Here is a 23,066-nt window from a genome sequence, read left to right on the forward strand (position 1 = left end):
CACGCTGAGCACCGAGCCTACCTGTCATGCCGATACCGACGCCCTGCTCCCGAGACCAGGTCGTTTCATCCGGCCTGGGCTTGCAAGCGTTTTTCGCTCCCTTGCTCTTTGTGCTTTGGTCTTTTCCGCAACGATTGCGGCTTCGGCATTCCCGGCTCGCGCGCAGGACTGCAGAAGTTCGCCGGCGATTGGAATGAACTGGAGCGGCTGCAACAAGAAGCAGATCATACTCGGGGGCAGCAATCTCGAAAACGCCAATCTGTCTGATACCGATTTCTCGCAGACCGACCTCAGCGGTTCCAATCTCAAGTCGGCGAACCTGGAAAAGGCGACCTTGGTGCGCGCTTCGCTTGCAGGCGCCAATGCCGACAAGGCAAACTTCGCCAAGGTCGAAGGCTATCGCTGTGATTTCTCGGACGTTTCGGCCGAAAACGCCTCCTTTGCCAGTTCCGAATTGCAACGGACCAATTTCAGCAATGCGCATCTTACCGGCGCCGATTTCGAGAAGGCCGAGCTCGGCCGCGCCAGTTTCGACAAGGCGGTGTTGACCGGCACCCGTTTTCCCATGGCCAACCTTTCGCGCGCCAGCTTCGTCGGCTCGGTTTTCGAAGGCGCGATAGACTTCGACCGCGCTTTTATGTTTCTGACAAGAATCGAAGGCGTGAACCTGTCCGCAGCAAAAAACCTGCAGCAAGGACAGGTCGACCTGGCCTGCGGTGACAGCACCACGAAGCTGCCGGCCGGCCTGACGGTACCGGCAAGCTGGCCCTGCTCCGCCGCCGACTGAGGCGCGGCAGCCCTCAACATGTGCCAGTCGCTTGGCATGGCACTGCGCGAAGGCACCGAATTGAGAACCATACTTGCAGCTCCGATTGTGAATTGACCTTGCGATCGACGACAGGAACCGGAGAAATCTCATCCTTTCTATGAATTGACGTGCAGGGATCGGCAAAGCAAACGTGGCTTGCGACCAAGATATGGCTTCGGGAAGGAGCCGGATCCAGGCAGAGGAGAAGAGGCTAAAGTTTCGGGAGGAAACATGGTCGGACACTTACCCGCCCTTCATGCAGACCGCATTCAGGCCGCGATCACTTCGGACGCCGCAGCGAAGTCCGCTCTTGTAGCGTCCTGGCGACGTTCATCATCCTTGCATCAGCTCGATCCGGCAGAACGCAAATCCCCCAGGCACCTGACCGAGGCGGAACTGAGGGAAGCGCGACAGAAGATCGAGCCGCTGCTTGCCGCCGCGGGTCCCAGCCTGGACAGGCTCTATCTGGCCGTCGGCGGCGTCGGTTGCTGTGTACTCCTGGCCGACCGAGACGGCGTGCCCGTCGAGCGCCGCGGTGCACCATCCGACGACGAGACGTTTCATTCCTGGGGCCTGTGGACCGGCTCCGTCTGGAGCGAGGACAGCGAAGGCACCAACGGCATCGGCACCTGCCTCGTCGAGCAGCGCGCGCTGACCATCCACCGCGACCAGCATTTTTTCACGCGCAACACCGCGCTCAGCTGCACCACCGCCCCCATCTACGATCACGAGGGCAATCTGGTCGCCGCACTCGACGTATCCTCCTGCCGCGCAGACCTGACGGAAGGCTTTGCCAATCTGATTTCGATGGCGGTCATCGACGCTGCACGCCGCATCGAGGCGGAGAATTTCCGCATGTCATTCCCGATGGCACGCATTCTGCTGGCACCGACGATCGACAAGAGCGTCGGCGCGCTTGTCGCCGTCGATGCCGACGATCTCGTGGTCGGCGCGACGCGCTCTGCACGGCAGGCGCTCGGCATCACGCCGGATTGCCTTACGCGCCCTCTCCCGGCAGTCGATCTGTTCGGCGCAACACGGGGCGAACCGGAGAACCTTGCCCATGCCGAGCGCAGCGTCCTGCAAAGGGCGCTTGCCCGCGCGGATGGCAACGTCACCGCCGCAGCCCAAGTGCTGGGCATCAGCCGCGCCACACTGCATCGAAAGCTGAAGCGTCTCGACGTATCGCGCACGCATTGATTTTGTGCCTGCGAGGTGTCGCAGTCTTGCGACACCAAGGGGCTGCAATCGCGGCCGTACGGGCTGACAACGCATGAAGCAGCGCCGATCCTGTCTCTCGAAACGCCGCATCCTGTGGCGTCGCTTCTCGGGAGGAAGACATGAACAAGGTTGAATTTTCCCGCACGGCCAAGGTTCCCTTCGCCAAGCGCTACGACAACTTCATCGGCGGCAAATGGGTCGCGCCCAAATCCGGAAAATATTTCGAAAACATCTCGCCTGTAACCGGCCGGCCGCTCGGCGAAATCGCGCGCTCGGATGCGTCCGATATCGAAGCGGCCCTTGATGCGGCCCACAAGGCAAAGGACGCCTGGAGCAAGACTGCCGCAGCGACACGCGCCGACATGCTGCTCAAGATCGCCGACCGCATGGAGGAGAACCTCGACCTCCTCGCTCTGGCCGAGACCTGGGACAACGGCAAGCCGATCCGTGAATCCACCGCAGCCGACGTGCCGCTCGCCATCGATCATTTCCGCTATTTCGCCGGCGCATTGCGCGCACAGGAAGGCAGCCTCTCGCAGATCGACGACGATACCGTCGCCTACCACTTCCATGAACCGCTCGGCGTCGTCGGCCAGATCATTCCGTGGAACTTCCCGCTTCTCATGGCCTGCTGGAAGCTCGCGCCGGCGCTGGCTGCCGGCAACTGCGTGGTGCTGAAACCGGCCGAACAGACGCCCGCCACGATCATGCTCTGGGCCGATCTCATCGGCGATATCCTGCCTGAAGGCGTGCTCAACATCGTCAACGGTTTCGGCCTCGAAGCCGGCAAGCCACTGGCCTCCTCGCCGCGCATTGCCAAAATCGCCTTCACCGGCGAGACGACGACCGGCCGGCTGATCATGCAATATGCCAGCCAGAATCTCATCCCGGTGACGCTGGAACTTGGCGGCAAGTCGCCCAACATCTTCTTCAGGGATGTTGCCTCCGAGGATGACGATTTCCTCGACAAGGCGATCGAAGGCTTCGTCATGTTCGCGCTCAACCAGGGCGAGGTCTGCACCTGCCCGAGCCGCGCGCTGGTGCATGAGAAAATCTATGACAAGTTCATGGAAAAGGCACTGAAGCGCGTCGAGGCAATCGTCCAGGGCGACCCGCTCGACCCAGTGACGATGATTGGTGCGCAGGCATCCAGCGAACAGCTCGAAAAGATCCTGAGCTATTTCGACATCGGCCGCCAGGAAGGCGCAGAAGTGCTGACAGGCGGCGAACAGAACCACCTGCCCGGCGATCTCGCCGGCGGCTACTACGTCAAACCGACGATCTTCAAGGGCCACAACAAGATGCGCGTCTTCCAGGAGGAGATTTTTGGGCCGGTGGTTTCGGTCACCACCTTCAAGGACGACGACGAGGCTTTGTCGATCGCCAACGACACGCTCTACGGCCTTGGCGCCGGCATCTGGACCCGCGACGGCACACGCGCCTATCGCTTCGGCCGCGCCATCCAGGCCGGCCGCGTCTGGACCAACTGCTACCACGCCTATCCGGCGCATGCTGCCTTCGGCGGCTACAAGCAGTCCGGCATCGGCCGTGAAACGCACAAGATGATGCTCGATCACTACCAGCAGACCAAGAACATGCTGGTCAGCTACAGCCCGAAGAAGCTCGGCTTCTTCTGATCGCCTCCTGAGCATCGGACCGAAAAGTGGAACCCGGTTTTCGGAATATTCCGATGCTCATTCAAAGTGTTAGATCGTCCATTGTGCGTCCGAATGGACGCACGGCGATCTAAGGCGTCGGCGGCGTGGTCGAAATGGCCACGCCGCCTCATCTTTTATCAGGGAGTATCCGCATGCTGGAAAAAGTTTCTCTGGGAAAGGTCTCATCCACCCCGGAAGCGGAAGCGTTCCTCGCCGAAATCATCGCTGATCACGGCCCCGTCCTTTTTCATCAATCCGGCGGCTGCTGCGACGGCTCCTCACCCATGTGCTACCCGCGCAGCGACTTCATCGTCGGCGATCAGGACGTACTTCTGGGCATGATCGGCGAGACGCCGGTCTATATCAGCGCCTCGCAATTCGAGGTGTGGAAACACACCGACCTCATCATCGATGTCGTGCCCGGTCGCGGCGGCATGTTCTCGCTCGACAATGGCCGCGAGAAGCGGTTCCTGACGCGCTCGACGATCTGCGCGGTTCCATGAAGCTCCCTGATCTTTTCAGTGCCAGGCAAGCAGAAACCAAAGACAGACACTCGACGAAATTTGGGCCGTGTGTTGTTGCACAGCATGAGCCTGCCCGCGCTTCCCTCTGAAAGCGCAGGCGTTTTTCGCAGTAGAGCTCCCCTACTTCTTCGCCTCTTCCACCACCTCGTCCCATGTCTTCACCTTGGTCTGGCCGTCGAGGAACGGCAGCGTGGTCGAAACCAGTTCGGGTGCGAAGAAGACGTCATAGTGGGTGCGGTTGGGGATGATCGCCAGACGGTTCTGCGACATGGTCTCGCGCATCCAGCCGGCGTCCTTCAGCCCACCGCCGAGCAGCTGATAGAACTTCACGATATGCTCGGGTTTGTACATGTCGCTGTCGGCGAACACGATCATGACCGGCATTTTCAGCGTCTTGACGTCTTGCGAATAATCATAGTCCTGGCGCATGAAACTCCCCATCTGGCCGAGCAGTTTCGGGAAATCCTCCGGCTTGGGTGCCACCTCTCCTTCTCCCCTTGTGGGAGAAGGTGGCCGAGCGGAGCGAGGTCGGATGAGGGGTGTTGGCCGGAATGCGGCGATGGGCGGGCAGCCTGAAGGCCTTTCCTGGAACGGATCACTCCGTCCAACACCCCTCATCCGTCTTGGCGCTGCGCGCCAATCCACCTTCTCCCACAAGGGGAGAAGGGAGAGAGGTGCCCTTGCTAAGCCACCATCGGCTCCAGCGCCAGCCGGCGGCGGCCGCCGGGCGCGCGCAGCGGTCCGAGCGAGGAACGCGGTACAACGAGATCCATGCCGCGCGCGACAGCGGAGGCGACCGAATTGCTGTTCTGGGTCAGGAAGGAATAGCGCAGGCCCGAAGCGGCGATGCGGTTCACCGTCCTCATGCCCCGCGCCCAGCGCGCCGCGATCTCGCGATGAGGCGCTTCCAGCAACAGCACGGTGCGCGACGTCGGGCGGATATGGAATTCCGGGCAGTACGCCAGATTGCGGCGCGCATAGTCGGTTTCCACGGCGGTCAGCCGGCCGAAGATCGAGAAATAGTTGAAGGTGCCGTCAGGATTGCTCGCCCCGCCATTGATCTCGTAGAGCGGCCGCCCGCCGGGGTCGACCCAGACGATGAAATTGTGGCTCGGCACCCCGGCAAAGCGCGGAATCGGGTACGAACCGAACAGGATTCGGTGCTTCATGGCGGAACGGCTTTTCACAGGAATTCTAGCGTAGATTCCTGTTTATTCGTTTCGCCGTCTAATGCAATCGATTGGCCGATCAAGCTTTGTTTATTGCAGTTTGATGACGCGAGCCGGCAAAAATATGTGGGTGCGTTTTGCAGCCAGCCATCACCTGAATGTCGACACACCCTAGCCGCGCCGCGCGACCAGTATTCCGGCAAGGACGATAATCCCGCCAACTGCCTGCATGATGCCGATCGTTTCGTTGAGCAGAAGCCACGCCAGTATGGTCGCGACCACAGGCTGGATCAGCAGCGTCAGCGACGAGAAGGCCGCCGGCAGCCAGGCCAGCGCGAAGATGATCAGCCCCTGCCCGCCGGCGTGGGTAATCCAGGCAAGACCGAGCAGAATCGCCCAGCCGAACAATGTGAGAGGCCAGAACCCGATTTCGAAGAACAGCGCCAGCGGCAGCATGCAGACGGCTGCCGAGCCGGTCGTCCACAGCATGGTAGTCAGCGTCGAATAACGGCTGCGAACCTTTCCGAGCGCGAGGATGTAGCCGGCATAGAAGACCGAGGCGATGATGGCGATGACGTCGCCCTTGATGTCGCCGCCGCCGAGGGCTGCCGGCCCGCCCTTGAGGATGACGACGCCGGCCAGCGCCAGAGCGAGCCCGGTGAGGAAAATGCGGCTGATTTTCGTGCGGAAAAGAAGCCAGCCGCCCAGCGTCACGAAGATCGGCGCCATGTTGGCGAGCAGCGTTGCATTGGCTACCGACGTCAGGTGAAGCGAGATGTGCCAAGCGACAAGATCGCCGGCGAGCATGACGCCTGGCACGCACAGGCCGATATAGTCGGAAAACCCGGCAGGCCGCGCATCGGCCTTGCCACGCGCCGGGCTGGCCGCCTGCCAGGCGAGAAGCGGCAGCATCCCCAGCGCCACGCGCCAGAACGCAGTCGTCATCGGCCCGACCTCGGAAAGCCGCACGAAAATCGGCGAGCAGCCAATCACGATGCCGCCAAGGAGCAACGCGGCCAGCGCCCAGCGTTGCGATCGCGGGATCGCTGGCGCGGTGATGGAGGTGCTGCTCATGGACATTAAACTCTGGCGGCCGAAAGGACTATGGGCGCATCCATAGACCCTTGCGGCCACCAAAATCACAGCCAGCGCGGCTTAAGCGGCGGTCCAGCCAGAGCGGAGCGATCGTTTTGATAACTCGCCCTGCCGAGGCATATGGCGTGGGATTTCGAGAACCGGAGCGGAATGGACATTAGGTCCATGAGCACCGGAAGCGCAGAAAACCGCGTCAGATGACCGGCAGGACGAGTTAGGAAACGATCTCTCAGTAGTCGATGACGCCGTCGAGGGCATAGTGCTTCACCGTCTTGCGGTTGGCGATCAACTCGTCGACCGTCGGCTTGCCGGTCATTGCGCGCGAAATGGCGATCTTGGTCGCCTCGTAATTGGTGCGGTAGAGATCCTTCTTGTCGAGGTTCTCGTCCTCGGCGCAGCGCGGATCGAGCCAGATCATGATGATCATGCACAGTTCGTCGGCCTCGTCCTTTGGCAGGATGCCCTCGGCAAGGCAGTCGACGATGGCGTCGCCGGTGGCGGCCTGCACGACGCCGCCAAGCAGCTCGGCATAGGCCATGTTCTTGATGGTGACCTTCGTCGTCATCATCGTCGCCGGCTTCACCTGCTGGTTCAGGTCGCGCACGACGAACATGCGGGTGTGGCCCTTCACCTGCCCCATCATCGAGGCGAAAGCCTGCCCCACCGGCCCGCGTACCGAGCCGATCAGAACCTCGGGCATCGCGTCCGTCGCCTGTCCTTCGGCCGCAAGCACCGTCGCCTCGCCCGTGCGGAACCAAATATCAGTCATGATTTTTTCCTCTCGTGAATATGGCGCGCAACTTATCGGGCAGGCCCGGGCCGGTCCACTGGCCAGAACGTCACAATCTGTCGTTCAGGGGCACGGATTGCCGACACGCTGGTGAATGTCGTCGACGGCCTTCTGCATCTCGTCGGTCCAGGTTACGTCGGCAGCCGCCAGCGCCATTTCGAGCTGCGGAATCGAGGTGGCGCCGATGATGTTGGAGGTCACGAACCAGCGGCTCGTCACATAGGCGTTGGCGAAGAGCGCCGGTTCCATGCCGAAGTTTCTGGCAAGCTCGTTATACGCGAGATGTGCCTCGGCGGCATAGGGCGTCTCGTAGCGCTGGGCGCGATTGAACAGCGTGGTGCGCGCGCCTTCAGGCCGCGCGCCGTGGTCGTATTTTCCGGTCAGATAGCCCTGCGCCAACGGCGAATAGGCAAGAAGGCTGACATCCTCGCGTTCGCACACTTCGGCAAGATTGACCTCGAATGTGCGGTTGACGAGGTTGTAGGCGTTCTGCACCGAGGCTGCGCGAGGGCCGATGCCCTTGTCGCTCTCGTTAAGAAAGCGCATCACGCCCCAGGAGCTTTCGTTGGACAGGCCGAGATGCCTGATCTTGCCTGCCTTCACCAGTTCGTCGAAGACAGCAAGCGTCTCGGCGATCGGCGTTTCATCCTCGGCGCGCTTGCCCGGCTCAGTAGCGATACGCGTCGGGTTGGAGCCCCAGGGGATAAGCCGATCCGGAAAATGGATCTGGTAGAGATCGATATAGTCGATCTGCAGCCTTTTCAGCGATTTCTCGACCGCATCGAAGATGTCGGCGCGCACCAGCTTCGACGGCCGCCCTCCCCGGAACCATTCATTGGAAGTGCGGCCGACGACCTTGGATGCAAGCACAATGCTGTCGCGGTTGCCGCGCGCCTTCATCCAGTTGCCGACGATGATTTCGGTGCTGCCCTGCGTCTCGGGCTTCGGCGGGATCGAATAGAGCTCAGCCGTATCGAGAAAATTCACGCCTCGCGAGAAAGCGAGGTCCATCTGGGCATGACCCTCGGCCTCGGTGTTCTGTTGTCCCCACGTCATGGTTCCAAGGCAGATCCTGGAAACGGAAAGGTCGGTGCGGCCAATGCGGCGCTGCTGCATGGAAAATCTCCGGAACTGGAAGGGTATTTCGCGTGGTCACGCTGGGAAGGATGCCTCAGCATAAACCGGAGACGGCCCCGTCGCCAAGCAGCGGCAGCCAAATTTACTCGCCGTCCGGACAAATCCGTAAAAACTGGCGTCAGCGCTTGGCTGGCTTGGCGGCCCGCCGCTTGGCGTCGTCGATCAGCATGTTGGCGACCTGCATGCGCACCATGGCGCGCTGGCGCAGATGCGGCGCCACGCGGTCGGGATGATTGTGGAAAGCAAAACTCCGACGGAGCCGGCCAAAGTCGGCACTCGCTTTTGCCGCCGCCAATCCAAGTTCCTTGGCAATCTCCTCGGGATCTATCGGCGGCAGCTTTTCGATCTCGGCTACCTCGTCAGCCGCCAGCCGATCAAGATTTGCGAGCAATGCAGCAAAGCCTGCCTCGAAATTCTCGGAAACGTCGCGATATTCGGCGGTAGCGGTCTCCGTCGAGACTTTGATCCGACCGGAATGAAGCTCATCGGCAACGGACATATAATCGAACGGCACCGATGGGCGGGGAGATGCCTCCTCGAATGGAGCCGGATTGACGAAAAGATCGTCAAGCAACGAGGCAAAATCGCGGTTGGTATTTGTTCCCAAGACAGGCTCCTCTGCCGTCAACGCGCGACTGGCCATTTCGCTCCCGACAGTAGGACAGCGCTCGTTAAAAATAGCTTGGCGCGATGAGAAGAAATTTAGGCGCCAACGGTTTCGTGCAGACCGCTTCTCCAAAAATGCGGGCCGCACCGAAATGCAGCCCGAATGCGTCTTGCGACGAGGAAAAACCGGCTTTCGACCGGCATGGGAAAATACGGGCCGCGCGGAAGAAAGTTTCAGCCCGGGTTTTGATGAAACACATGGCAGCCATGCAATTGCTGCTCTGCACAATGAATATAAATCGATTATATTGGTTATGGGAGGACCAACGAAGGGTCCTGATCATGAAGTTCCTGACTGAAATGTTCACCAGCCGGCGCCACCGCGAAAACAGCCGCTACCGCGCCGCGTTCCAGATGCTCGACGCGATGAGCAATGCAGACCGCGCCGACATCGGCGTAAAACCTGCCGATTTTCCGCGCATCGCTCGCGAAATGGCTCTCAAATAACAGCCAACGGTCTCCGGCGCCTCGCGCCGGGACGACTTTTGCTGCGGATGTTTGGCCGTCACGACCACGCCGCATTCCATGGCAGATACTATCCGTCGAATGGGAGATTCGCGGATGAAACGAATAGTGCTCGCCGCCCTTGCCTCGAGTCTGGTTGCCGCTTCGGCGCTGGCCGCCGAGCCAACCTATCTCGACAACCGTTCCGACGCCGCCTCGCTTATCCGCTCGCTCTACAATGCGGTTAATCGCCAGGAATATTCCCGCGCCTGGGACTATTTCGGCGATACCAAGCCTGCGAAGGATTACGAGGCCTTCGTCAAGGGGTACGAGAACACCACCGAAGTGCAGGTCGTCACCGGCGAAGCCAGCGCCGAAGGGGCCGCGGGAAGCACCTATTTCAGCATTCCCGCCGCGATCCTCGCTCGCAAGAAAGACGGCAGCGAAGCCGTGTTCGGCGGGTGCTACACAGCGCGTCTCGTGAACCCCCAGCTACAGGAACAAACCTTTACCGGCCTGCGCATAGAAAAGGGTGATCTGAAGCCGAGCGACAAACCGCTGGGGGAAGCCCTGCCCGCCTCATGCGGCGATGGTCCGGCTCCGACGCCCAAGGATGCCGTTCTGGAAGAGGCCAGAAACGCATTTGCCGCCACCCATTCCAAGCAATGCACCTCGCTTGCGCCCGGCCAGCCCGACGACGCAATAAAGCCCGAAGAGCACACCATCTCGTTTCATCCCGCCGGCAGCGCCGAAAGCGACCCTGAGCAGAAGGCACGGCTTTTCCGCTTCTTCTGCCTGGCTGGTGCCTACAACGAAATTCACGTCTATTACCTGGCCGACGAGACGAATGGCGTGCGCGAACTGCATTTCGCGACGCCCGAACTCGACATTCATTACGAAGGCGGAAACAGCGAGGGCAAGGTCGAGGCAATCAACATCATCGGTTACCGCAGCGAAAACCAGCTCATCAACTCATCCTACGACGAAGCTACCAAGACTATCACCTCACACGGCAAATGGCGTGGCGTTGGAGACGCCTCCTCAGACGGAACCTGGCTGTTCCGCAACGGCGATTTCACCCTCGTGCAATACGACGTCGATGCTTCCTATGACGGCGAAATCAACCCTGAATCGGTCATCGACTACAATACGGCCCCTTAAATCGCGGTCCAAAAATGACCGCGAAACAATGGGATAGCGTCACCGCTTGAGAGAAAGCATCCAGTTGAGAACCTCACGCCAGTCGGTCATGCGTATCGGCGTGCCATGCGTACCGGTCTCGAAGCGGACGAAGCGGGTCGGATAGCCGGGCGACTTGGCCGAAATCGACCGGAAGAATGCCTCCTGCTTGTCGATCGGAAAGACCGGGTCCTTGCTGCCCTGCCCGAAGAAAACCGGTACTTTACGCTTGAACGCAGGGCTGATCAGGAAGCCGTCATCCCACAGCGACCCCAGCAGCAGCAGGCCAGATATCCGGGGCGCGATGGCTTTGTCAGCGGCAAGTTTCCAGCACAAGGCACCGCCCATCGAACCGCAAGCCACGAACACCGGCGCGCCGGGCGATTGCTCCGCGTAATGCGCGATCAGTGCGGAAATCTGTGCGGCACCCTTGTCGCCGAAATCCGGGAAATCGGGTGAGAGGTAAAGGCCGCCATTTGCGGCCATCAGGTTCTTCACCCGGTTGAAATTGCCGCCGAAGGTAAAATCGTCGACGCCCTGCTTACGGCTGCCACCCTGCCCGTGCAGATAGACCGTAATCAGCCTGGCATTCTGCTGCGTACCGACCGCGACGTGCCGGATGTCACCGCTGTCGGTCTTCAGCACCAGATCCTTCTGGACCTTGCGAACGCCGGTGGAAACATATTTGCCGCGCACGCGCCGTTCGGGAATCTCGTCACGCTCGTTGATGTCGCGCATCTCGCGATAGTCGACCACCGTATAGGCGCCGCCCTGCGCGGTGGACAGGATGTCGGGATAGGCAAACAACTCGTCCTTGAAGGGAGAAAGCGTCAAACCGTCGGCAGCAGCGAGCGGCGGCGCAGCCGCCAGAAACAGCGCGGACACCAGCGCTCCGCGCAACATGGTCTTGAGAATCATGAGCCTCGCTTCTCAGGTTTCCTGCAGGATGCCGCCAGCTTCCACCATGGCGTCGCGCGTGTCGACGTCAATCGCGGCACCTGCGCCGATCTCGACATCGATAACGTCGGCACCCTCGGCCTCGACGATATGGCGCGCGCCTGTGTCGCCCTGCAATGTCGCAACGGCAGAAAAGAGCGCGCGCGGCAGAAGCACCGGATTGCCGCGCTTGCCGTCATGGGTGGCGCGAACGATCGATTGTGCCCCGGACCTTCGGAACGCCTCTACCATATGATCAAGATCGGCAGCCGTTACCGCCGGCATGTCGCCCAGCACCACCAGCGCACCGGCCGCATCGTCCGGCAAAGCGGCGATGCCCGCTTTCAGCGAAGAAGAAAGCCCGGACGCGAAATCCGCATTGTGGACAAGCTTCATATCGAGCCCGGCAAGCGTTCTTTCGATCCAGTCGGCCTGATGACCGGTAACGACGATCGTGCCGGCAGTACGCGATGCAATCGCGCGCTCGGCACTTTGCCTTATCAGAGGCTTGTGGTCGAACAGCGCCATCAGCTTGTTCGGCCCGCCCATGCGGCTCGACCTGCCTGCGGCAAGCAGCACGACATAGACCTTCGGGTTGCGCGGTTTCTCGCCTATCTCGCGCGGCTGCGGCCGTGTCGGAATTTCCATCAGCAGGCCGCCGACGCCCATCCCGGCAATGTCCATGCCGGTGACCGGAAGCCCGGCAATCATGCGATCCAGCACCCAGTCAAAACCGTTTTCCTTGGGACTGCGGGCGCAACCCGGCGCGCCGATCACCGGCTTGCCGCTGACCTCGCCAAGAACGAGCAGATTGCCGGGATCGACCGGCATGCCCGCGCGAACCACCTTGCCGCCGGCCTGAACGATCGCAGCCGGGATAACATCCTCGAAATCGCTCATCGCCGATGCGCCGAAGACGACAACCATATCGTTGTCGACTAGCAACTCTTCGACGGCCTGCTTCACCGCACCGGTTTCATGTGGCGTGCGGCGCTCCTGCGTTATCCGGCTTTGCGACCGGGCGAAACGCGCAGCCGTGATGTTCGCCGTCTTGTTCAGCACGCTTTCCTTCAGGCCGGGAAGCATGGTCTGGACGAGCCCGATGCGCCTTGGCAGGAAGGGATGGACCGCAAAGACTTCGCCCGATTTCACCAGTCCGGTTACCCGCGCGACCAGGTCGCTCGGGACCGCAAACGGAATGATCTTGATGGTCGCGACCATCTGGCCTTTCTCGACCTCGGCATATTGGGCAACGGTTGCGATGGTGATTGCGGGATCGACGGCATTGACCGCGTCGATTGTCGCCTTGTCGACGGTGAAGACACCGGAAGCCTCGGCGTGAAGATTGACGCGGCCGGTCGCTGCCGGCTTGGTTTCGATATTGTCGGCCGAGAGCGTTTTGGCGATGCGATCGGCCGCCGCGTCCTCGCCGAGATCGCCCGGATCGAGCCTTGCAACGACGAGTTCGCGAATGCCGGCGGCATTCAGCGCGGTGATGTCTTCTGCCGACAGCACATGCGCCTTGCGCAAACGCTTTTCACCCACTGAGACCGAATGCGCCAGTATCGCGCCTTCGGCGTCTTCAGTGCGGATCGCCCCGAACTTCACGCCGCCTGGCCCTTTGGCAACCTTGCCGTACCGCGCGAACGGAATGCGCGAATGACTTCAGCCAGCACCGCAACGGCAATTTCGCCCGGGCTGGCCGAGCCGATGTCGAGCCCGATCGGCGCGTGGATTTTTTCGATGCCCTCGCTTGGCGCGCCCATGGCCATCAACCGCTCGACACGCTTGGCGTGGGTTTTGCGGCTGCCCAGCGCGCCGATATAGAAGCAATCGGCGTCGAGTGCGGCTTTGAGTGCAAAATCATCGATCTTGGGATCATGTGTAAGTGCGGCCAAAGCCGTGTAGCCATCGAGCGGATGCGCCTTCAGAACATCTTCCGGCCATTCGGCAAACAGCGTCACATCGGGAAAGCGATCGTCGGTCGCAAAAGCCGTACGCGGATCGATGATTTCGAGCGGATAACCCGCGATCTGCGCCATCGGCGCCAACGCCTGGCTGATATGAACCGCGCCGATCACCACCAGCCGGGGCTGCGGCAGATGGACATTCAGGAAAAAATTCCGCCCTTCAGCCACGACCGAACCGGAATTGCCGCTGCGAAACGCCTTGACGATCGCCTCGCCAAGTTCCCCCGCAACCGTATCGCCCTCGCGCACCATGCGGTCGCGGCCATCGCCCAGATCGGTGACGAGTATAGCCGCGCGTCGCGCCCGGCGCTCAGCGTTCAGCTTTTTGAGATGCAGCGGATCCATGCGGCCTACCCCAGCCGCTCGACATAGACTTTGATGCGCCCGCCGCAGGAAAGCCCGACCTGCCAGGCGGTCTCGTCGGCAACGCCGAATTCGAGCATGCGCGGCTTGCCGCTTTCGATCACGTCCGCAGCTTCGGATACGACTGCGCCTTCGACGCAGCCACCCGACACCGACCCATGAAAATTGCCCTCGGCATCGATGACCAGATGGCTGCCGACCGGCCGCGGCGCCGAGCCCCAGGTTTCGACCACGGTGGCGATGGCGACGTCCTTGCCGTTCTTCATCCAACCTTCCGCGATGATCAGCGGGTCGCGGCTTTCATCGAGATGCGCTGTGTTTTGCATGACGCTCCCTCACGTTTCATCGATTTCCCAGACACCAAATATGGTCACGCTGCATGCGGTCTGCCAATCCCCATCCAGCGGCGGGGATCAACATCGCGTGTCGTCGCCTTGTCCAGCGATGCGCAGAGGTCGGACAGAGCGTTGAGATTGTGCACCGGGCGGAACTCGTCGACATGCGGCAGCATCGCCTTGACGCCGCGAGCACGCGCTTCGAAACCGTCGAAGCGCAGAAGCGGATTGAGCCAGATCAGCCGCCGGCAGGATTTTCTCAGCCGCTCCATCTCTTCGCTCAGGCCGGCAACGTCGTCCCGCTCCAACCCGTCGGTAATCAGCAGAACGACAGCGCCTTGCCCAAGCACGCGGCGCGACCACAGCCGGTTGAACTCATGCAGCGTATCGCCGATGCGCGTACCGCCGGACCAGTCCTGAACGGCAGCCGAACTGTCCGCCAACGCCTCATCGGGATCGCGATGGCGCATCTGGCGGGTCAGGTTGGTCAGCCGCGTGCCGAACACGAATGTATGCACGCGCCTGCGCTTTTCCGTCAGCGCATGCAGGAAATGCAGAAAAATGCGCGTATACTGGCTCATCGAGCCGGAAATATCGGCCAGAACCACCAGCGGCGGGTGGACCTCGCGAACCGAGCGGAATTTCGGGAGAATAAGCTCGCCGCCGGTGCGGGCGGCGGCCCGCATCATGGCGCGCGGATCGACACGGCCGCGTGTGTCGGGCCGAAAACGCCGCGTCGCGACCATATCGAAAGGCAGTTGCAGGGCAGCGATGGCGCGCTTGGCATCGCTTATCTCGGCAGCACTCATCTGCGCGAAATCCTTGCCGCGCAGCATCTCGTTGCCCGACACGGTGAAGCGCGCATCGATCTCGATTTCAGGAATCTCGCGCGGCGGCTGGTTCTTTTCGTGGCCTTCGAACATCGCCTGGCTGACGCGGTTTTCGGCGGTGCGCGGCTTCTGCTTTTCGCGCTTGTCGGGCGCGACCGGCGAAAACATCGCGATCATCTTCTCGATCAGTTCGCGCGATTTCCAGAACAGCCGAAAGGCCTCGTCAAATGTGGCATGGTCTTCGTGTCGCGAGACCAGCACGGCATGCAGGGTCCAGTAAAAGTCGTCCCGGCTGCCGATGCCCGCCACCAGCACCGCCTCTATCGCATCCTTGACCGAAGCCGGCCCGACGCGCATGCCGGCCTTGCGCAAGGCACGGGCGAAATAGACGATGTTGTCGGCAATGCGCCCTTCGGGCTTGGCGGTTTTCGGAGTGGAACGAAAATTGTCCATCGCCCGCCGTCTACTCCGCTGCCGAAAGCTCCGCCTTCACCTCATTGAGGATGCGGCGGCCTTCGCCCTGCTCGATGCGCGCGATGTCGTCCTGGTATTTCAAGAGCACGCCGATCGTATCGGAAATGGTTTCGGGATCGAGCGCGACCTTGTCGAGTTCGGTCAAGGCGCTTGCCCAGTCGATGGTTTCGGCAACGCCGGGCACCTTGAACAGCTCTATCTCGCGCAATTTCTGGATGAAGCGGACGACCTCAGCCGAAAGCCGCTCATTGGCCTGCGGCACCTTGCGGTTGACGATTTCCAGTTCGCGCTCGGCATTGGGATAATCGACCCAGTGATAGAGGCAGCGCCGCTTCAACGCATCGTGGATTTCGCGCGTGCGGTTCGTGGTGATGATGACGATGGGCGGTTCTTCCGCTTTGATCGTGCCCAACTCCGGCACGGTAACCTGGAAATCGGAGAGGATTTCGAGCAGGAACGCCTCGAACGCTTCGTCAGTGCGATCGAGTTCGTCGATGAGAAAGACGGGCGCTGCGCCCTCCTTGCCGGTCAGCGCCTCGAGAATTGGCCGGCGGATCAGGTATTTTTCAGAGAATACGTTGCGTTCCATGTCGGAGCGGTCGACCTTGCCGGACGCCTCCTCCATGCGGATCTCGATCATCTGCGCGGCATAGTTCCACTCGTAGACAGCAGAGGAAACGTCGAGGCCTTCATAGCATTGCAGCCGGATCAGCCGGCGGCCAAGAGCCTGGGCCAGAACCTTGGCAATCTCGGTCTTGCCGACACCCGCCTCGCCTTCCAGGAAAAGCGGCCGCTTCATGCGCAGGCTGAGGAAAAGCACCGTCGCCAGCGCCCGGTCGGCGACATAATCCGCCCCGGTCAGCATCTCGAGTGTTTCGTCGATCGATTGGGGAACCGGGCGTGGCGTCGCTTCGTTCATTGCGTCTCCATGGGCCTTATCGGCCAAGGACGTGATAGCCGCGGTCGTGATAGACGAGCGGCTCCAAATTATCGCCGATGCGCAGGCCTGTCACCCTGCCAAAAAGCACACGATGGGTCGCGAGATCCTTGGTATCGACCAGTTCGCAATCGAAAACCGCCAGCGCATCGGCAAGCGTCGGCGCGCCGCTGGAAATCGTGTTCCACTGCGCAAGCGCAAAACGTTCGTCGGCCGACAGCTTCGTGATGCCCGAAAAACCTGCGGCCAGGTGCTGGTGATGCGAAGACAGCGTATTCAACGCGAAATTGCCGTTCTCGACGAACAACTGATTTTTGGGGTTTTCGCGGTTCAGGCAAACGAGAATCATCGGCGGCGTATCCGATACCGAACAGGCCGCAATCACGGTCGCGCCGCGCCTGCCGGCGGCCCCATCCGTGGTCACGACATGAACGGCTCCGGCAAAATGGCTCATCGCATCCCGGTAGGCCTGCGGCTCGATATCGTTTTTCTTCAACACTCGGTAAACCCCAAGACAATCAGTTGTCCGGTATATATGGCCAAGGACATAACGCCACAAGCAATGCGACTTGGGCCACCCTTGAATTAGCGTGTTGCGCTATCAAGGGGCAGCCTTTACCTCTTGGCCGGAAAATGATGCCGGCTATGCCCTTGCCGGCATTGGGGGAAACGTTGAAACCTATGCGGATCGCAGGCTTTGTCATTGGCGCACTGTCGGCGCTGGCGCTCGCTGGCGCGGCTTGCGCGGAGCCGATGCGCATTGGCGTTGCCGCACCGCTCAGCGGCCCATCCCAGCTTCTCGGCGAGCAGATCCGCAACGGCGCGCTCGAAGCGGCAAGCGCCCCGGAGATCACGCTTGAAGTCGCCGATGACGCCTGCACGGGTGAAGGCGGCGCGACGGCCGCCCAGCGATTTGTCGACGCAAAAGTACAGATTGTCGTCGGCATTCTCTGCACGGAGGCCGTTGAGGCCGCCTTGCCGATCCTGAAGCAGGCAAACATCCCCGTCATCACGGTTGGCGTGCGCACCGATAGCTTGACCGATCGCCGCGAAAAAACTGGCTGGCCGGTGTTTCGCCTTGGCCCGCGCGCCGACAGCGAACGCGAGGCCGCCGGGCGTCTCCTGACCCGGCTTTGGCGCGAGGAGCTTTTCGCGGTCATAGACGACGGCACGATCTACGGGCGTGAACTGGCCGAAAGTTTTCGCACGGCGGCTGAGCAGAGCGGGCTAAAGCCCGTATTTGCCGACACATTTCGCCCGCAGCTGGACAACCAGATCGGTCTCGTCGGCAGGTTGCGCAAGGCAGAGGCGACGCATGTCTTCGTCGGTGGCGACCGCGATGACATAGCCATCATGGCCCGCGACGCAAAACAGATCGGCACCGACATCATCTTTGCCGGCGGAGAGAATTTGCGATCCGCACCGGGCGACGTGCCGCTCGCCGAAGGCACATTGATGATCGCTCTTTCAGAATGGTCCGATATTGCCGCGCCGGCCGCCATCGAGAAGCTCGCCGCCAAGGGAATAGTCCCCGAGGGCTACGTGCTTCCGGCCTACGCAGCCGTCGAAATCGCCATAGCCGCCGTGACCGAAGCGGCTGACACGGGAAAACCGTTGGCCGGGACGCTGGCCGGCCGCGAGTTTTCCACCGCGATCGGCCCCGTGCGCTTCAATGACAAAGGCGATCTCTCAGCGAACCCCTATCGCCTGTTCCGCTTCGACGGTTCACGCTTTATCCCAGTGGACGAGCAATGACCTTCAGGATCGGCCCGAGCAATCTGATCACCGATGTCGCCGGCTTGCGCGTCGGCAATGCGGACGATGCAAAGCTCAAATCCGGCGTTTCCGTGATTCTCTGCGACGAGCCGGCTGTCGCCGGCGTGCAGGTTCTGGGCGGCGCGCCCGGAACACGCGAGACCGACCTGCTCGAGGCGCACAATTCGGTCGAAACCGTCAATGCCGTGGTGCTGTCGGGTGGATCGGCGTTCGGCCTCGACGCCGCCTCCGGCGTGCAGGCGGCACTGCGTGAAAAGGGCATCGGCTTTGCGGCGCGCGAGTTTCGCGTCCCGATCGTGCCGGCTGCGATCCTTTTCGACCTGCCGAACGGCGGTGACAAGGATTGGGGCCTTTATCCGCCGTACCGCGAACTCGGCTATGAGGCAGCGCAGAACGCAGCACTTGATTTCGCGATCGGCACCGCCGGCGCCGGGACGGGCGCGTTGAGCGCGGGATTGAAGGGCGGCCTCGGTTCGGCCTCGACGCTGCTGCCCAACGGCGTCACCGTCGGCGCATTGGTGGCCGCGAACCCGACCGGATCCGTCACCGTGGGCGACAGCCGCCATTTTTGGGCCGCCCCCTGGGAGATCGGCGACGAATTCGGCGGGCTTGGCCTTCCGGCGCCCCTGCCCGCAGACGCCCAGGACGTTCGGCTCAAATTCCGGGACCAGCTGAAAGCCGGCGAAAACACCACCATCGCTGTAATCGCCACCGATGCGGTCCTGACCAAGGCCGCGGCCAAGCGACTGGCAATCGCCGCTCATGATGGCTTTGCCCGTGCCATCTGGCCAACGCACACGCCAGTCGATGGCGATCTTGTCTTTGCACTCGCGACGGGCTGCAGCGGAAAGACACTCGAAATAAACGACGCCATCGACCTCTACGCCGCCGCAGGTTCGACCATGGCCCGCGCCATCGCCCGAGCAATCTTTGCCGCGACCCCGGCCGAGAACGACCTGTTTCCCGTCTGGACTTCACGAAAGACCTGATTTGCCATTCATTAGGGCAACGCCACTAGGATGTTGGATCATCATGACGCTTGGAAAAATCGTCCGGTTAGGAAGAAAGCCATGAAGCCGATGCGACTGATCGCTTTTGCCGCCACCGCTTTTCTGGCGACGGCCTCGATCTGCCGCGCCGGCGACGTCGCCAATCTGGAAGTCATGGGCTTCAGCGCCGACGGCGGGATATTCGCCTTCGAGGAATATGGCGTGCAGGATGGATCGGGCTTCCCCTATTCCAACCGCTATTACATCGACACGTCCACCGACAAATTCCTGCCCGGCTCGCCGGTGCGCGTCAGGCTCGATGACGAGAGCGCGAGCCTCGAAGCGGCTCGAAAGCAGTCTTCCGAGCTTGGCGACAAGATCGTCAAGGGAACGGGTCTGAATCGTGGAATTGCCGCAGGTTCCAGCCCGGTAACCGAACTGAACGCCGATCCGCATCGCATGGTCGTCAATCCGCGCCCGGTGTTCCCGCCCATAGACGCTCCGCTCGAGGTTCGGCTTGAGGAAATTCCCTTGCCCGCAGCCGGGAGTTGCGAGGGGATGGGCGAGACATCCGGCTTCCGCCTGCTCCGTGTCGATGCACGTGACGACGGCCAGACCGCCCTTCTCCATGAAGACAAGACAATCCCGCAAAGCCGTAGCTGTCCGCTCGGATACCGGATCGGCGGCATCCAGACCTTCTTCGGCGAAGGTGGCAAACCCGCTTTTGCCGTACTGATCGCCATACGTGGCGTCGGCTTCGAAGGTCCGGACTACCGCTGGATAGCGGTGACGGGCCGATTGTGAGCGCTTCCGGCATAGCGGCTGTTGCCGGCAACCAAGGGGTCCGGAAGTGTCTCCTCGCACGCCTTCGCCGCACCCGCCCGTCAGTTCGGGTCGCATCGATAGGCGCACTGCTTTGGGCCATCGCGATGGCCGGCAGCGCGCTTTTCAATCTCATGCTCGATGCCTGGGAAACGCCAGATAAGATGCGGACCGTGACAACACTGTTCGCAGCCGGGGGATTCTTGGCCTTTCCGCTCGGTCTATGGGCCGCCGGCTTTCTTTCAGAGGGCAAGCGCGCCGAAACGGCATTCGCCGCCGCATTCGTTTCCTTCGCCGTCGCAACGATAGGCGTTACGGCTGTGCTTTATGCCATTCAGTATCGCCTCTACTACGCGCAATGGCACGCCGACGCATTCACCGTGATCTGGGCATTCCAGATCGTTTTCACGGGCCTGGCCGCATTCTATCAGTTCACAGTGCTGGGGATTCGCTTGTTCTTCCCGATCGGCTTCGTCGTCCTGTTTATAGCTGCTTTGTGGTTTGCGCGCCGTCTGCATTGAGCAATGCGCCCTCCTCTGTTAGGACGCCGCTGAACAATGCTCACATGGATGCCCTGACATGATCCCTCGCTATTCGCGCCCGGAAATGGTTGCCATCTGGTCGCCGGAAACGCGCTTCCGCATCTGGTTCGAGATTGAGGCCTATGCCTGCGACGCGCTGGCCGAGATCGGCGTCATCCCCAAGGAAGCGGCGAAGACGATCTGGGAAAAAGGCGGCGCGGCAAAGTTCGACGTCGCCCGCATCGACGAGATCGAAGCCGTCACCAAGCATGACGTCATCGCTTTTCTCACGCATCTGGGCGAATTCATCGGCCCCGAAGCGCGTTTCGTCCATCAGGGCATGACCTCGTCGGACGTGCTCGATACGACACTCAACATCCAATTGGTGCGCGCAGCCGACCTTCTGCTGGCCGACCTCGATCGTGTGCTGGCCGCCCTGAAGAAGCGCGCGTTCGAACACAAGGACACCATCCGCATCGGCCGCAGCCACGGCATCCATGCCGAGCCGACGACGATGGGCCTGACCTTCGCCCGCTTCTATGCCGAGATGGAACGAAACCGGGCGCGTCTGATAGCAGCCCGCGCCGAAATCGCCACGGGCGCCATCTCCGGCGCGGTCGGCACCTTCGCCAACATCGATCCGTCGGTGGAAGAATATGTCTGCGAGAAGCTCGGCTTGGTGCCAGAGCCCGTTTCGACGCAGGTCATCCCGCGCGATCGCCACGCCATGTTCTTCGCCACGCTCGGCGTCATCGCGTCGTCGATCGAGAACGTCGCCATCGAAATCCGCCACATGCAGCGCACCGAGGTTCTGGAAGCGGAAGAATTCTTCTCGCCCGGCCAGAAGGGTTCCTCGGCCATGCCGCACAAGCGCAATCCGGTTCTGACGGAAAACCTGACTGGCCTCGCCCGCCTCGTGCGCATGTCGGTTACGCCCGCGCTCGAAAACGTGGCGCTGTGGCACGAGCGCGACATCTCACATTCCAGCGTCGAGCGCGCCATCGGACCGGACACGACCATCACGCTCGATTTCGCGCTGAACCGCCTCGCCGGCGTCATCGAGAAGCTGGTGATTTATCCGGAAAACATGCTGAAGAACCTCAACAAGTTCCGCGGCCTGGTCCATTCCCAGCGCGTGCTTCTGGCCCTGACGCAGGCCGGCGTCTCACGTGAAGACTCTTACCGGCTGGTCCAGCGCAACGCCATGAAGGTCTGGGAACAAGGCGCTGATTTCCTTGAGGAACTGCTGGGTGACAAGGAAGTGACGGCCGCCTTGTCCGAACAGGAAATCCGCGAAAAATTCGACCTTGGTTATCATACCAAGCATGTCGACACGATCTTCAAGCGGGTGTTCGGCGAAAGCTGAGGCGGAACCGAATACAGTCGCGGTCGTTATAGCTGCATACGACCTCCCATCAAAAAAGGGCCTGTGCATTCCCTGCAGCAGGCCCTTTTTATTTGCCGATTTTTGGCGCCTGAGCTTCAGACCTTGTTCGGCACCGTCCTGATAACCGTGCCCCACGGGTCTTCGCGCGTTTCTTCCGCCTTGGCGGTCGCCGAGCGCATTTCGACCCAGGTCAGGCCGGTCTGGCCGCTTTCGCGCTTTCCGGCACCCGGGCTCTGCCAGGAATTGGCGCCGATGTGATGGTGATAGCCGCCGGAAGACAGAAAGACGGCGCTGCTGCCATATTTGGCAACGGTGTCAAAGCCGAATTCCGAGTTCCACCAGTCCTCAGCCTCGGCGGGCTTGCCCACGCGCAGATGGACGTGACCGATCACGCTGTTTTCAGGCGCGCTCTTCCACTCAGGGTTGCCGACCGGCACGGAAGCAACGATACCGGGGATATCGAGCGCCGCCGTCGCCATTTCGACCTGCGCGCCGTTCCATTTCCAGCTTTCGTGCGCGCGGTCGGCATAGATTTCGATGCCATTGCCTTCCGGGTCGGTCAGATAAAGCGCTTCGCTGACAAGATGGTCAGACGCACCGTCAACGGCGATGTTGTTGGCGATCGCATGCTTGATCCAGCGCCCAAGATCGGCGCGCGACGGCAACAGGAACGCGGTGTGGAAGAGGCCGGCGCTGCGCGGGTCTTCCTGACGAGCGGCAGCGTCGTTTTCGATTTCCAGCAAAGGACGGCCGCTGGCGCCCAGCGTGATCACAGACCCCTCCCGCGCCAACTCTTCCAAGCCAACCACGGCGCGATAATAGGCGGCAAGGTTTTCGGCGTTCTTCGCCTTCAGGCCGATGCGGGAAACGCTGATCGGCGTAGTGGCGGCAAATGGCAATTCGCTCATGTCTGGCTCCGTTCGGCCAGTGCCTGTCCCCGCCCCGAAAGCGAGCAGACCGGCAACGCCGACAAAATTACGCCGTGTGAGTTGCAAAAGCCCATCCCCTGAAATCAACGACGCTTACGTTGCCGGT

Annotated in this window: 24 protein-coding genes and 1 pseudogene; 11 read left to right on the forward strand and 14 right to left on the reverse strand. The window is 61.5% G+C overall.

The window, feature by feature from the left end; genetic code table 11:
- Window positions 1-67: 67 nt before the first annotated feature.
- The 4 genes from WBQ96_RS13420 to WBQ96_RS13435 all read left to right on the forward strand — a co-directional run bounded on the left by WBQ96_RS13420 (window position 68) and on the right by WBQ96_RS13435 (window position 4,190).
- Complete coding sequence (locus WBQ96_RS13420) at window positions 68-787, forward strand: pentapeptide repeat-containing protein (protein ID WP_442920837.1); 720 nt, start codon at window positions 68-70, stop codon at window positions 785-787.
- A gap of 252 nt (window positions 788-1,039) precedes the next feature.
- Window positions 1,040-2,008, forward strand: coding sequence for a helix-turn-helix domain-containing protein (locus WBQ96_RS13425; protein ID WP_336550903.1), 969 nt, complete (start codon window positions 1,040-1,042; stop codon window positions 2,006-2,008).
- Between the two features lie 140 nt (window positions 2,009-2,148).
- Window positions 2,149-3,666 (forward strand): aldehyde dehydrogenase, encoded by a 1,518-nt coding sequence (gene adh / locus WBQ96_RS13430; protein ID WP_336550901.1) that lies wholly within the window; start codon window positions 2,149-2,151, stop codon window positions 3,664-3,666.
- Window positions 3,667-3,839: 173 nt separating this feature from the next.
- Window positions 3,840-4,190 carry a DUF779 domain-containing protein gene (locus WBQ96_RS13435; protein WP_336550898.1) on the forward strand — a complete coding sequence of 117 codons (351 nt, stop codon included), beginning with the start codon at window positions 3,840-3,842 and terminating at the stop codon, window positions 4,188-4,190.
- Between the two features lie 141 nt (window positions 4,191-4,331).
- On the opposite strand, the pseudogene WBQ96_RS13440 reads toward WBQ96_RS13435, so the two are convergent.
- The 6 genes and pseudogenes from WBQ96_RS13440 to WBQ96_RS13465 form a co-directional block, all read right to left on the reverse strand.
- A pseudogene (locus WBQ96_RS13440) lies at window positions 4,332-4,694 on the reverse strand (alpha/beta fold hydrolase); the annotation flags it as partial.
- Between the two features lie 200 nt (window positions 4,695-4,894).
- Window positions 4,895-5,380 carry a hypothetical protein gene (locus tag WBQ96_RS13445; RefSeq protein ID WP_336550896.1) on the reverse strand — a complete coding sequence of 162 codons (486 nt, stop codon included), beginning with the start codon at window positions 5,378-5,380 and terminating at the stop codon, window positions 4,895-4,897.
- 171 nt (window positions 5,381-5,551) lie between these two features.
- The gene (locus WBQ96_RS13450) at window positions 5,552-6,454 is read right to left on the reverse strand and encodes a DMT family transporter (RefSeq protein WP_336550894.1); all 903 of its coding nucleotides are present in this window, start codon (window positions 6,452-6,454) and stop codon (window positions 5,552-5,554) included.
- 250 nt (window positions 6,455-6,704) lie between these two features.
- Window positions 6,705-7,244: a formaldehyde-activating enzyme gene (gene fae / locus WBQ96_RS13455; RefSeq protein WP_336550892.1), complete on the reverse strand. Its 540-nt coding sequence runs from the start codon at window positions 7,242-7,244 to the stop codon at window positions 6,705-6,707.
- 84 nt (window positions 7,245-7,328) lie between these two features.
- Window positions 7,329-8,381, reverse strand: coding sequence for an aldo/keto reductase (locus tag WBQ96_RS13460; protein ID WP_336550890.1), 1,053 nt, complete (start codon window positions 8,379-8,381; stop codon window positions 7,329-7,331).
- Between the two features lie 139 nt (window positions 8,382-8,520).
- Complete coding sequence (locus tag WBQ96_RS13465; RefSeq protein ID WP_336550887.1) at window positions 8,521-9,009, reverse strand: hypothetical protein; 489 nt, start codon at window positions 9,007-9,009, stop codon at window positions 8,521-8,523.
- A 113-nt stretch (window positions 9,010-9,122) separates the two neighbouring features.
- On the opposite strand from WBQ96_RS13465, the gene WBQ96_RS13470 reads away from it, so the two are divergent.
- Window positions 9,123-9,515, forward strand: a complete 393-nt coding sequence (locus tag WBQ96_RS13470; RefSeq protein WP_336550885.1) for a hypothetical protein — start codon at window positions 9,123-9,125, stop codon at window positions 9,513-9,515.
- A 114-nt stretch (window positions 9,516-9,629) separates the two neighbouring features.
- The gene (locus tag WBQ96_RS13475) at window positions 9,630-10,673 is read left to right on the forward strand and encodes a DUF1176 domain-containing protein (RefSeq protein WP_336550883.1); all 1,044 of its coding nucleotides are present in this window, start codon (window positions 9,630-9,632) and stop codon (window positions 10,671-10,673) included.
- Window positions 10,674-10,712: 39 nt separating this feature from the next.
- On the opposite strand, the gene WBQ96_RS13480 is transcribed toward WBQ96_RS13475, so the two are convergent.
- The 7 genes from WBQ96_RS13480 to WBQ96_RS13510 are packed head-to-tail and all read right to left on the reverse strand — an operon-like array spanning window position 10,713 to window position 17,035.
- A complete protein-coding gene (locus WBQ96_RS13480; RefSeq protein ID WP_336551009.1) occupies window positions 10,713-11,594 on the reverse strand; it encodes an alpha/beta hydrolase family protein in 882 nt (293 codons plus the stop codon).
- A 27-nt stretch (window positions 11,595-11,621) separates the two neighbouring features.
- Window positions 11,622-13,235 carry a molybdopterin-binding/glycosyltransferase family 2 protein gene (locus WBQ96_RS13485; RefSeq protein ID WP_336550882.1) on the reverse strand — a complete coding sequence of 538 codons (1,614 nt, stop codon included), beginning with the start codon at window positions 13,233-13,235 and terminating at the stop codon, window positions 11,622-11,624.
- Window positions 13,232-13,942, reverse strand: coding sequence for an XdhC family protein (locus WBQ96_RS13490; RefSeq protein ID WP_165113404.1), 711 nt, complete (start codon window positions 13,940-13,942; stop codon window positions 13,232-13,234). The genes WBQ96_RS13485 and WBQ96_RS13490 overlap by 4 nt, the downstream gene beginning before the upstream one ends.
- A gap of 5 nt (window positions 13,943-13,947) precedes the next feature.
- The gene (locus WBQ96_RS13495; RefSeq protein ID WP_165113402.1) at window positions 13,948-14,286 is read right to left on the reverse strand and encodes an XdhC family protein; all 339 of its coding nucleotides are present in this window, start codon (window positions 14,284-14,286) and stop codon (window positions 13,948-13,950) included.
- 44 nt (window positions 14,287-14,330) lie between these two features.
- Window positions 14,331-15,578: a vWA domain-containing protein gene (locus WBQ96_RS13500; protein WP_336550877.1), complete on the reverse strand. Its 1,248-nt coding sequence runs from the start codon at window positions 15,576-15,578 to the stop codon at window positions 14,331-14,333.
- Between the two features lie 10 nt (window positions 15,579-15,588).
- A complete protein-coding gene (locus WBQ96_RS13505; RefSeq protein WP_336550875.1) occupies window positions 15,589-16,518 on the reverse strand; it encodes an AAA family ATPase in 930 nt (309 codons plus the stop codon).
- 16 nt (window positions 16,519-16,534) lie between these two features.
- A complete protein-coding gene (locus tag WBQ96_RS13510) occupies window positions 16,535-17,035 on the reverse strand; it encodes a flavin reductase (protein ID WP_336550873.1) in 501 nt (166 codons plus the stop codon).
- A 182-nt stretch (window positions 17,036-17,217) separates the two neighbouring features.
- On the opposite strand from WBQ96_RS13510, the gene WBQ96_RS13515 reads away from it, so the two are divergent.
- From WBQ96_RS13515 to purB, 5 genes are all read left to right on the forward strand, one after another.
- Window positions 17,218-18,291, forward strand: a complete 1,074-nt coding sequence (locus WBQ96_RS13515; protein ID WP_336550871.1) for a branched-chain amino acid ABC transporter substrate-binding protein — start codon at window positions 17,218-17,220, stop codon at window positions 18,289-18,291.
- Window positions 18,288-19,301 (forward strand): P1 family peptidase, encoded by a 1,014-nt coding sequence (locus WBQ96_RS13520; protein ID WP_336550869.1) that lies wholly within the window; start codon window positions 18,288-18,290, stop codon window positions 19,299-19,301. Before WBQ96_RS13515 ends, WBQ96_RS13520 begins: the two co-directional genes overlap by 4 nt.
- 81 nt (window positions 19,302-19,382) lie before the next feature.
- Window positions 19,383-20,105 carry a DUF2259 domain-containing protein gene (locus WBQ96_RS13525; RefSeq protein WP_442920836.1) on the forward strand — a complete coding sequence of 241 codons (723 nt, stop codon included), beginning with the start codon at window positions 19,383-19,385 and terminating at the stop codon, window positions 20,103-20,105.
- Window positions 20,106-20,230: 125 nt separating this feature from the next.
- Window positions 20,231-20,644, forward strand: coding sequence for a hypothetical protein (locus WBQ96_RS13530; protein ID WP_165113390.1), 414 nt, complete (start codon window positions 20,231-20,233; stop codon window positions 20,642-20,644).
- Window positions 20,645-20,702: 58 nt separating this feature from the next.
- Window positions 20,703-22,010, forward strand: a complete 1,308-nt coding sequence (gene purB, locus WBQ96_RS13535) for an adenylosuccinate lyase (RefSeq protein WP_165113388.1) — start codon at window positions 20,703-20,705, stop codon at window positions 22,008-22,010.
- A gap of 116 nt (window positions 22,011-22,126) precedes the next feature.
- On the opposite strand, the gene WBQ96_RS13540 is transcribed toward purB, so the two are convergent.
- Complete coding sequence (locus tag WBQ96_RS13540; protein WP_442920835.1) at window positions 22,127-23,026, reverse strand: VOC family protein; 900 nt, start codon at window positions 23,024-23,026, stop codon at window positions 22,127-22,129.
- Window positions 23,027-23,066 lie beyond the last annotated feature (40 nt).

The sequence above is a fragment of the Mesorhizobium sp. CCNWLY176 genome (assembly GCF_037153935.1).
Classification (GTDB): Bacteria; Pseudomonadota; Alphaproteobacteria; order Rhizobiales; family Rhizobiaceae; genus Mesorhizobium_M; species Mesorhizobium_M zhangyense.

Excerpts from the sequence above, each read along its gene's own strand:
- WBQ96_RS13425 (WP_336550903.1), top strand. The coding sequence starts at position 1,040 with ATGGTCGGACACTTACCCGCCCTTCATGCAGACCGCATTCAGGCCGCG.
- adh (WP_336550901.1), top strand. The coding sequence starts at position 2,149 with ATGAACAAGGTTGAATTTTCCCGCACGGCCAAGGTTCCCTTCGCCAAG.
- WBQ96_RS13435 (WP_336550898.1), top strand. The coding sequence starts at position 3,840 with ATGCTGGAAAAAGTTTCTCTGGGAAAGGTCTCATCCACCCCGGAAGCG.
- WBQ96_RS13445 (WP_336550896.1), bottom strand. The coding sequence starts at position 5,380 with ATGAAGCACCGAATCCTGTTCGGTTCGTACCCGATTCCGCGCTTTGCC.
- WBQ96_RS13450 (WP_336550894.1), bottom strand. The coding sequence starts at position 6,454 with ATGAGCAGCACCTCCATCACCGCGCCAGCGATCCCGCGATCGCAACGC.
- fae (WP_336550892.1), bottom strand. The coding sequence starts at position 7,244 with ATGACTGATATTTGGTTCCGCACGGGCGAGGCGACGGTGCTTGCGGCC.
- WBQ96_RS13460 (WP_336550890.1), bottom strand. The coding sequence starts at position 8,381 with ATGCAGCAGCGCCGCATTGGCCGCACCGACCTTTCCGTTTCCAGGATC.
- WBQ96_RS13475 (WP_336550883.1), top strand. The coding sequence starts at position 9,630 with ATGAAACGAATAGTGCTCGCCGCCCTTGCCTCGAGTCTGGTTGCCGCT.
- WBQ96_RS13480 (WP_336551009.1), bottom strand. The coding sequence starts at position 11,594 with ATGTTGCGCGGAGCGCTGGTGTCCGCGCTGTTTCTGGCGGCTGCGCCG.
- WBQ96_RS13490 (WP_165113404.1), bottom strand. The coding sequence starts at position 13,942 with ATGGATCCGCTGCATCTCAAAAAGCTGAACGCTGAGCGCCGGGCGCGA.
- WBQ96_RS13495 (WP_165113402.1), bottom strand. The coding sequence starts at position 14,286 with ATGCAAAACACAGCGCATCTCGATGAAAGCCGCGACCCGCTGATCATC.
- WBQ96_RS13500 (WP_336550877.1), bottom strand. The coding sequence starts at position 15,578 with ATGGACAATTTTCGTTCCACTCCGAAAACCGCCAAGCCCGAAGGGCGC.
- WBQ96_RS13505 (WP_336550875.1), bottom strand. The coding sequence starts at position 16,518 with ATGAACGAAGCGACGCCACGCCCGGTTCCCCAATCGATCGACGAAACA.
- WBQ96_RS13515 (WP_336550871.1), top strand. The coding sequence starts at position 17,218 with ATGCGGATCGCAGGCTTTGTCATTGGCGCACTGTCGGCGCTGGCGCTC.
- WBQ96_RS13520 (WP_336550869.1), top strand. The coding sequence starts at position 18,288 with ATGACCTTCAGGATCGGCCCGAGCAATCTGATCACCGATGTCGCCGGC.
- WBQ96_RS13525 (WP_442920836.1), top strand. The coding sequence starts at position 19,383 with ATGAAGCCGATGCGACTGATCGCTTTTGCCGCCACCGCTTTTCTGGCG.
- WBQ96_RS13530 (WP_165113390.1), top strand. The coding sequence starts at position 20,231 with ATGGCCGGCAGCGCGCTTTTCAATCTCATGCTCGATGCCTGGGAAACG.
- purB (WP_165113388.1), top strand. The coding sequence starts at position 20,703 with ATGATCCCTCGCTATTCGCGCCCGGAAATGGTTGCCATCTGGTCGCCG.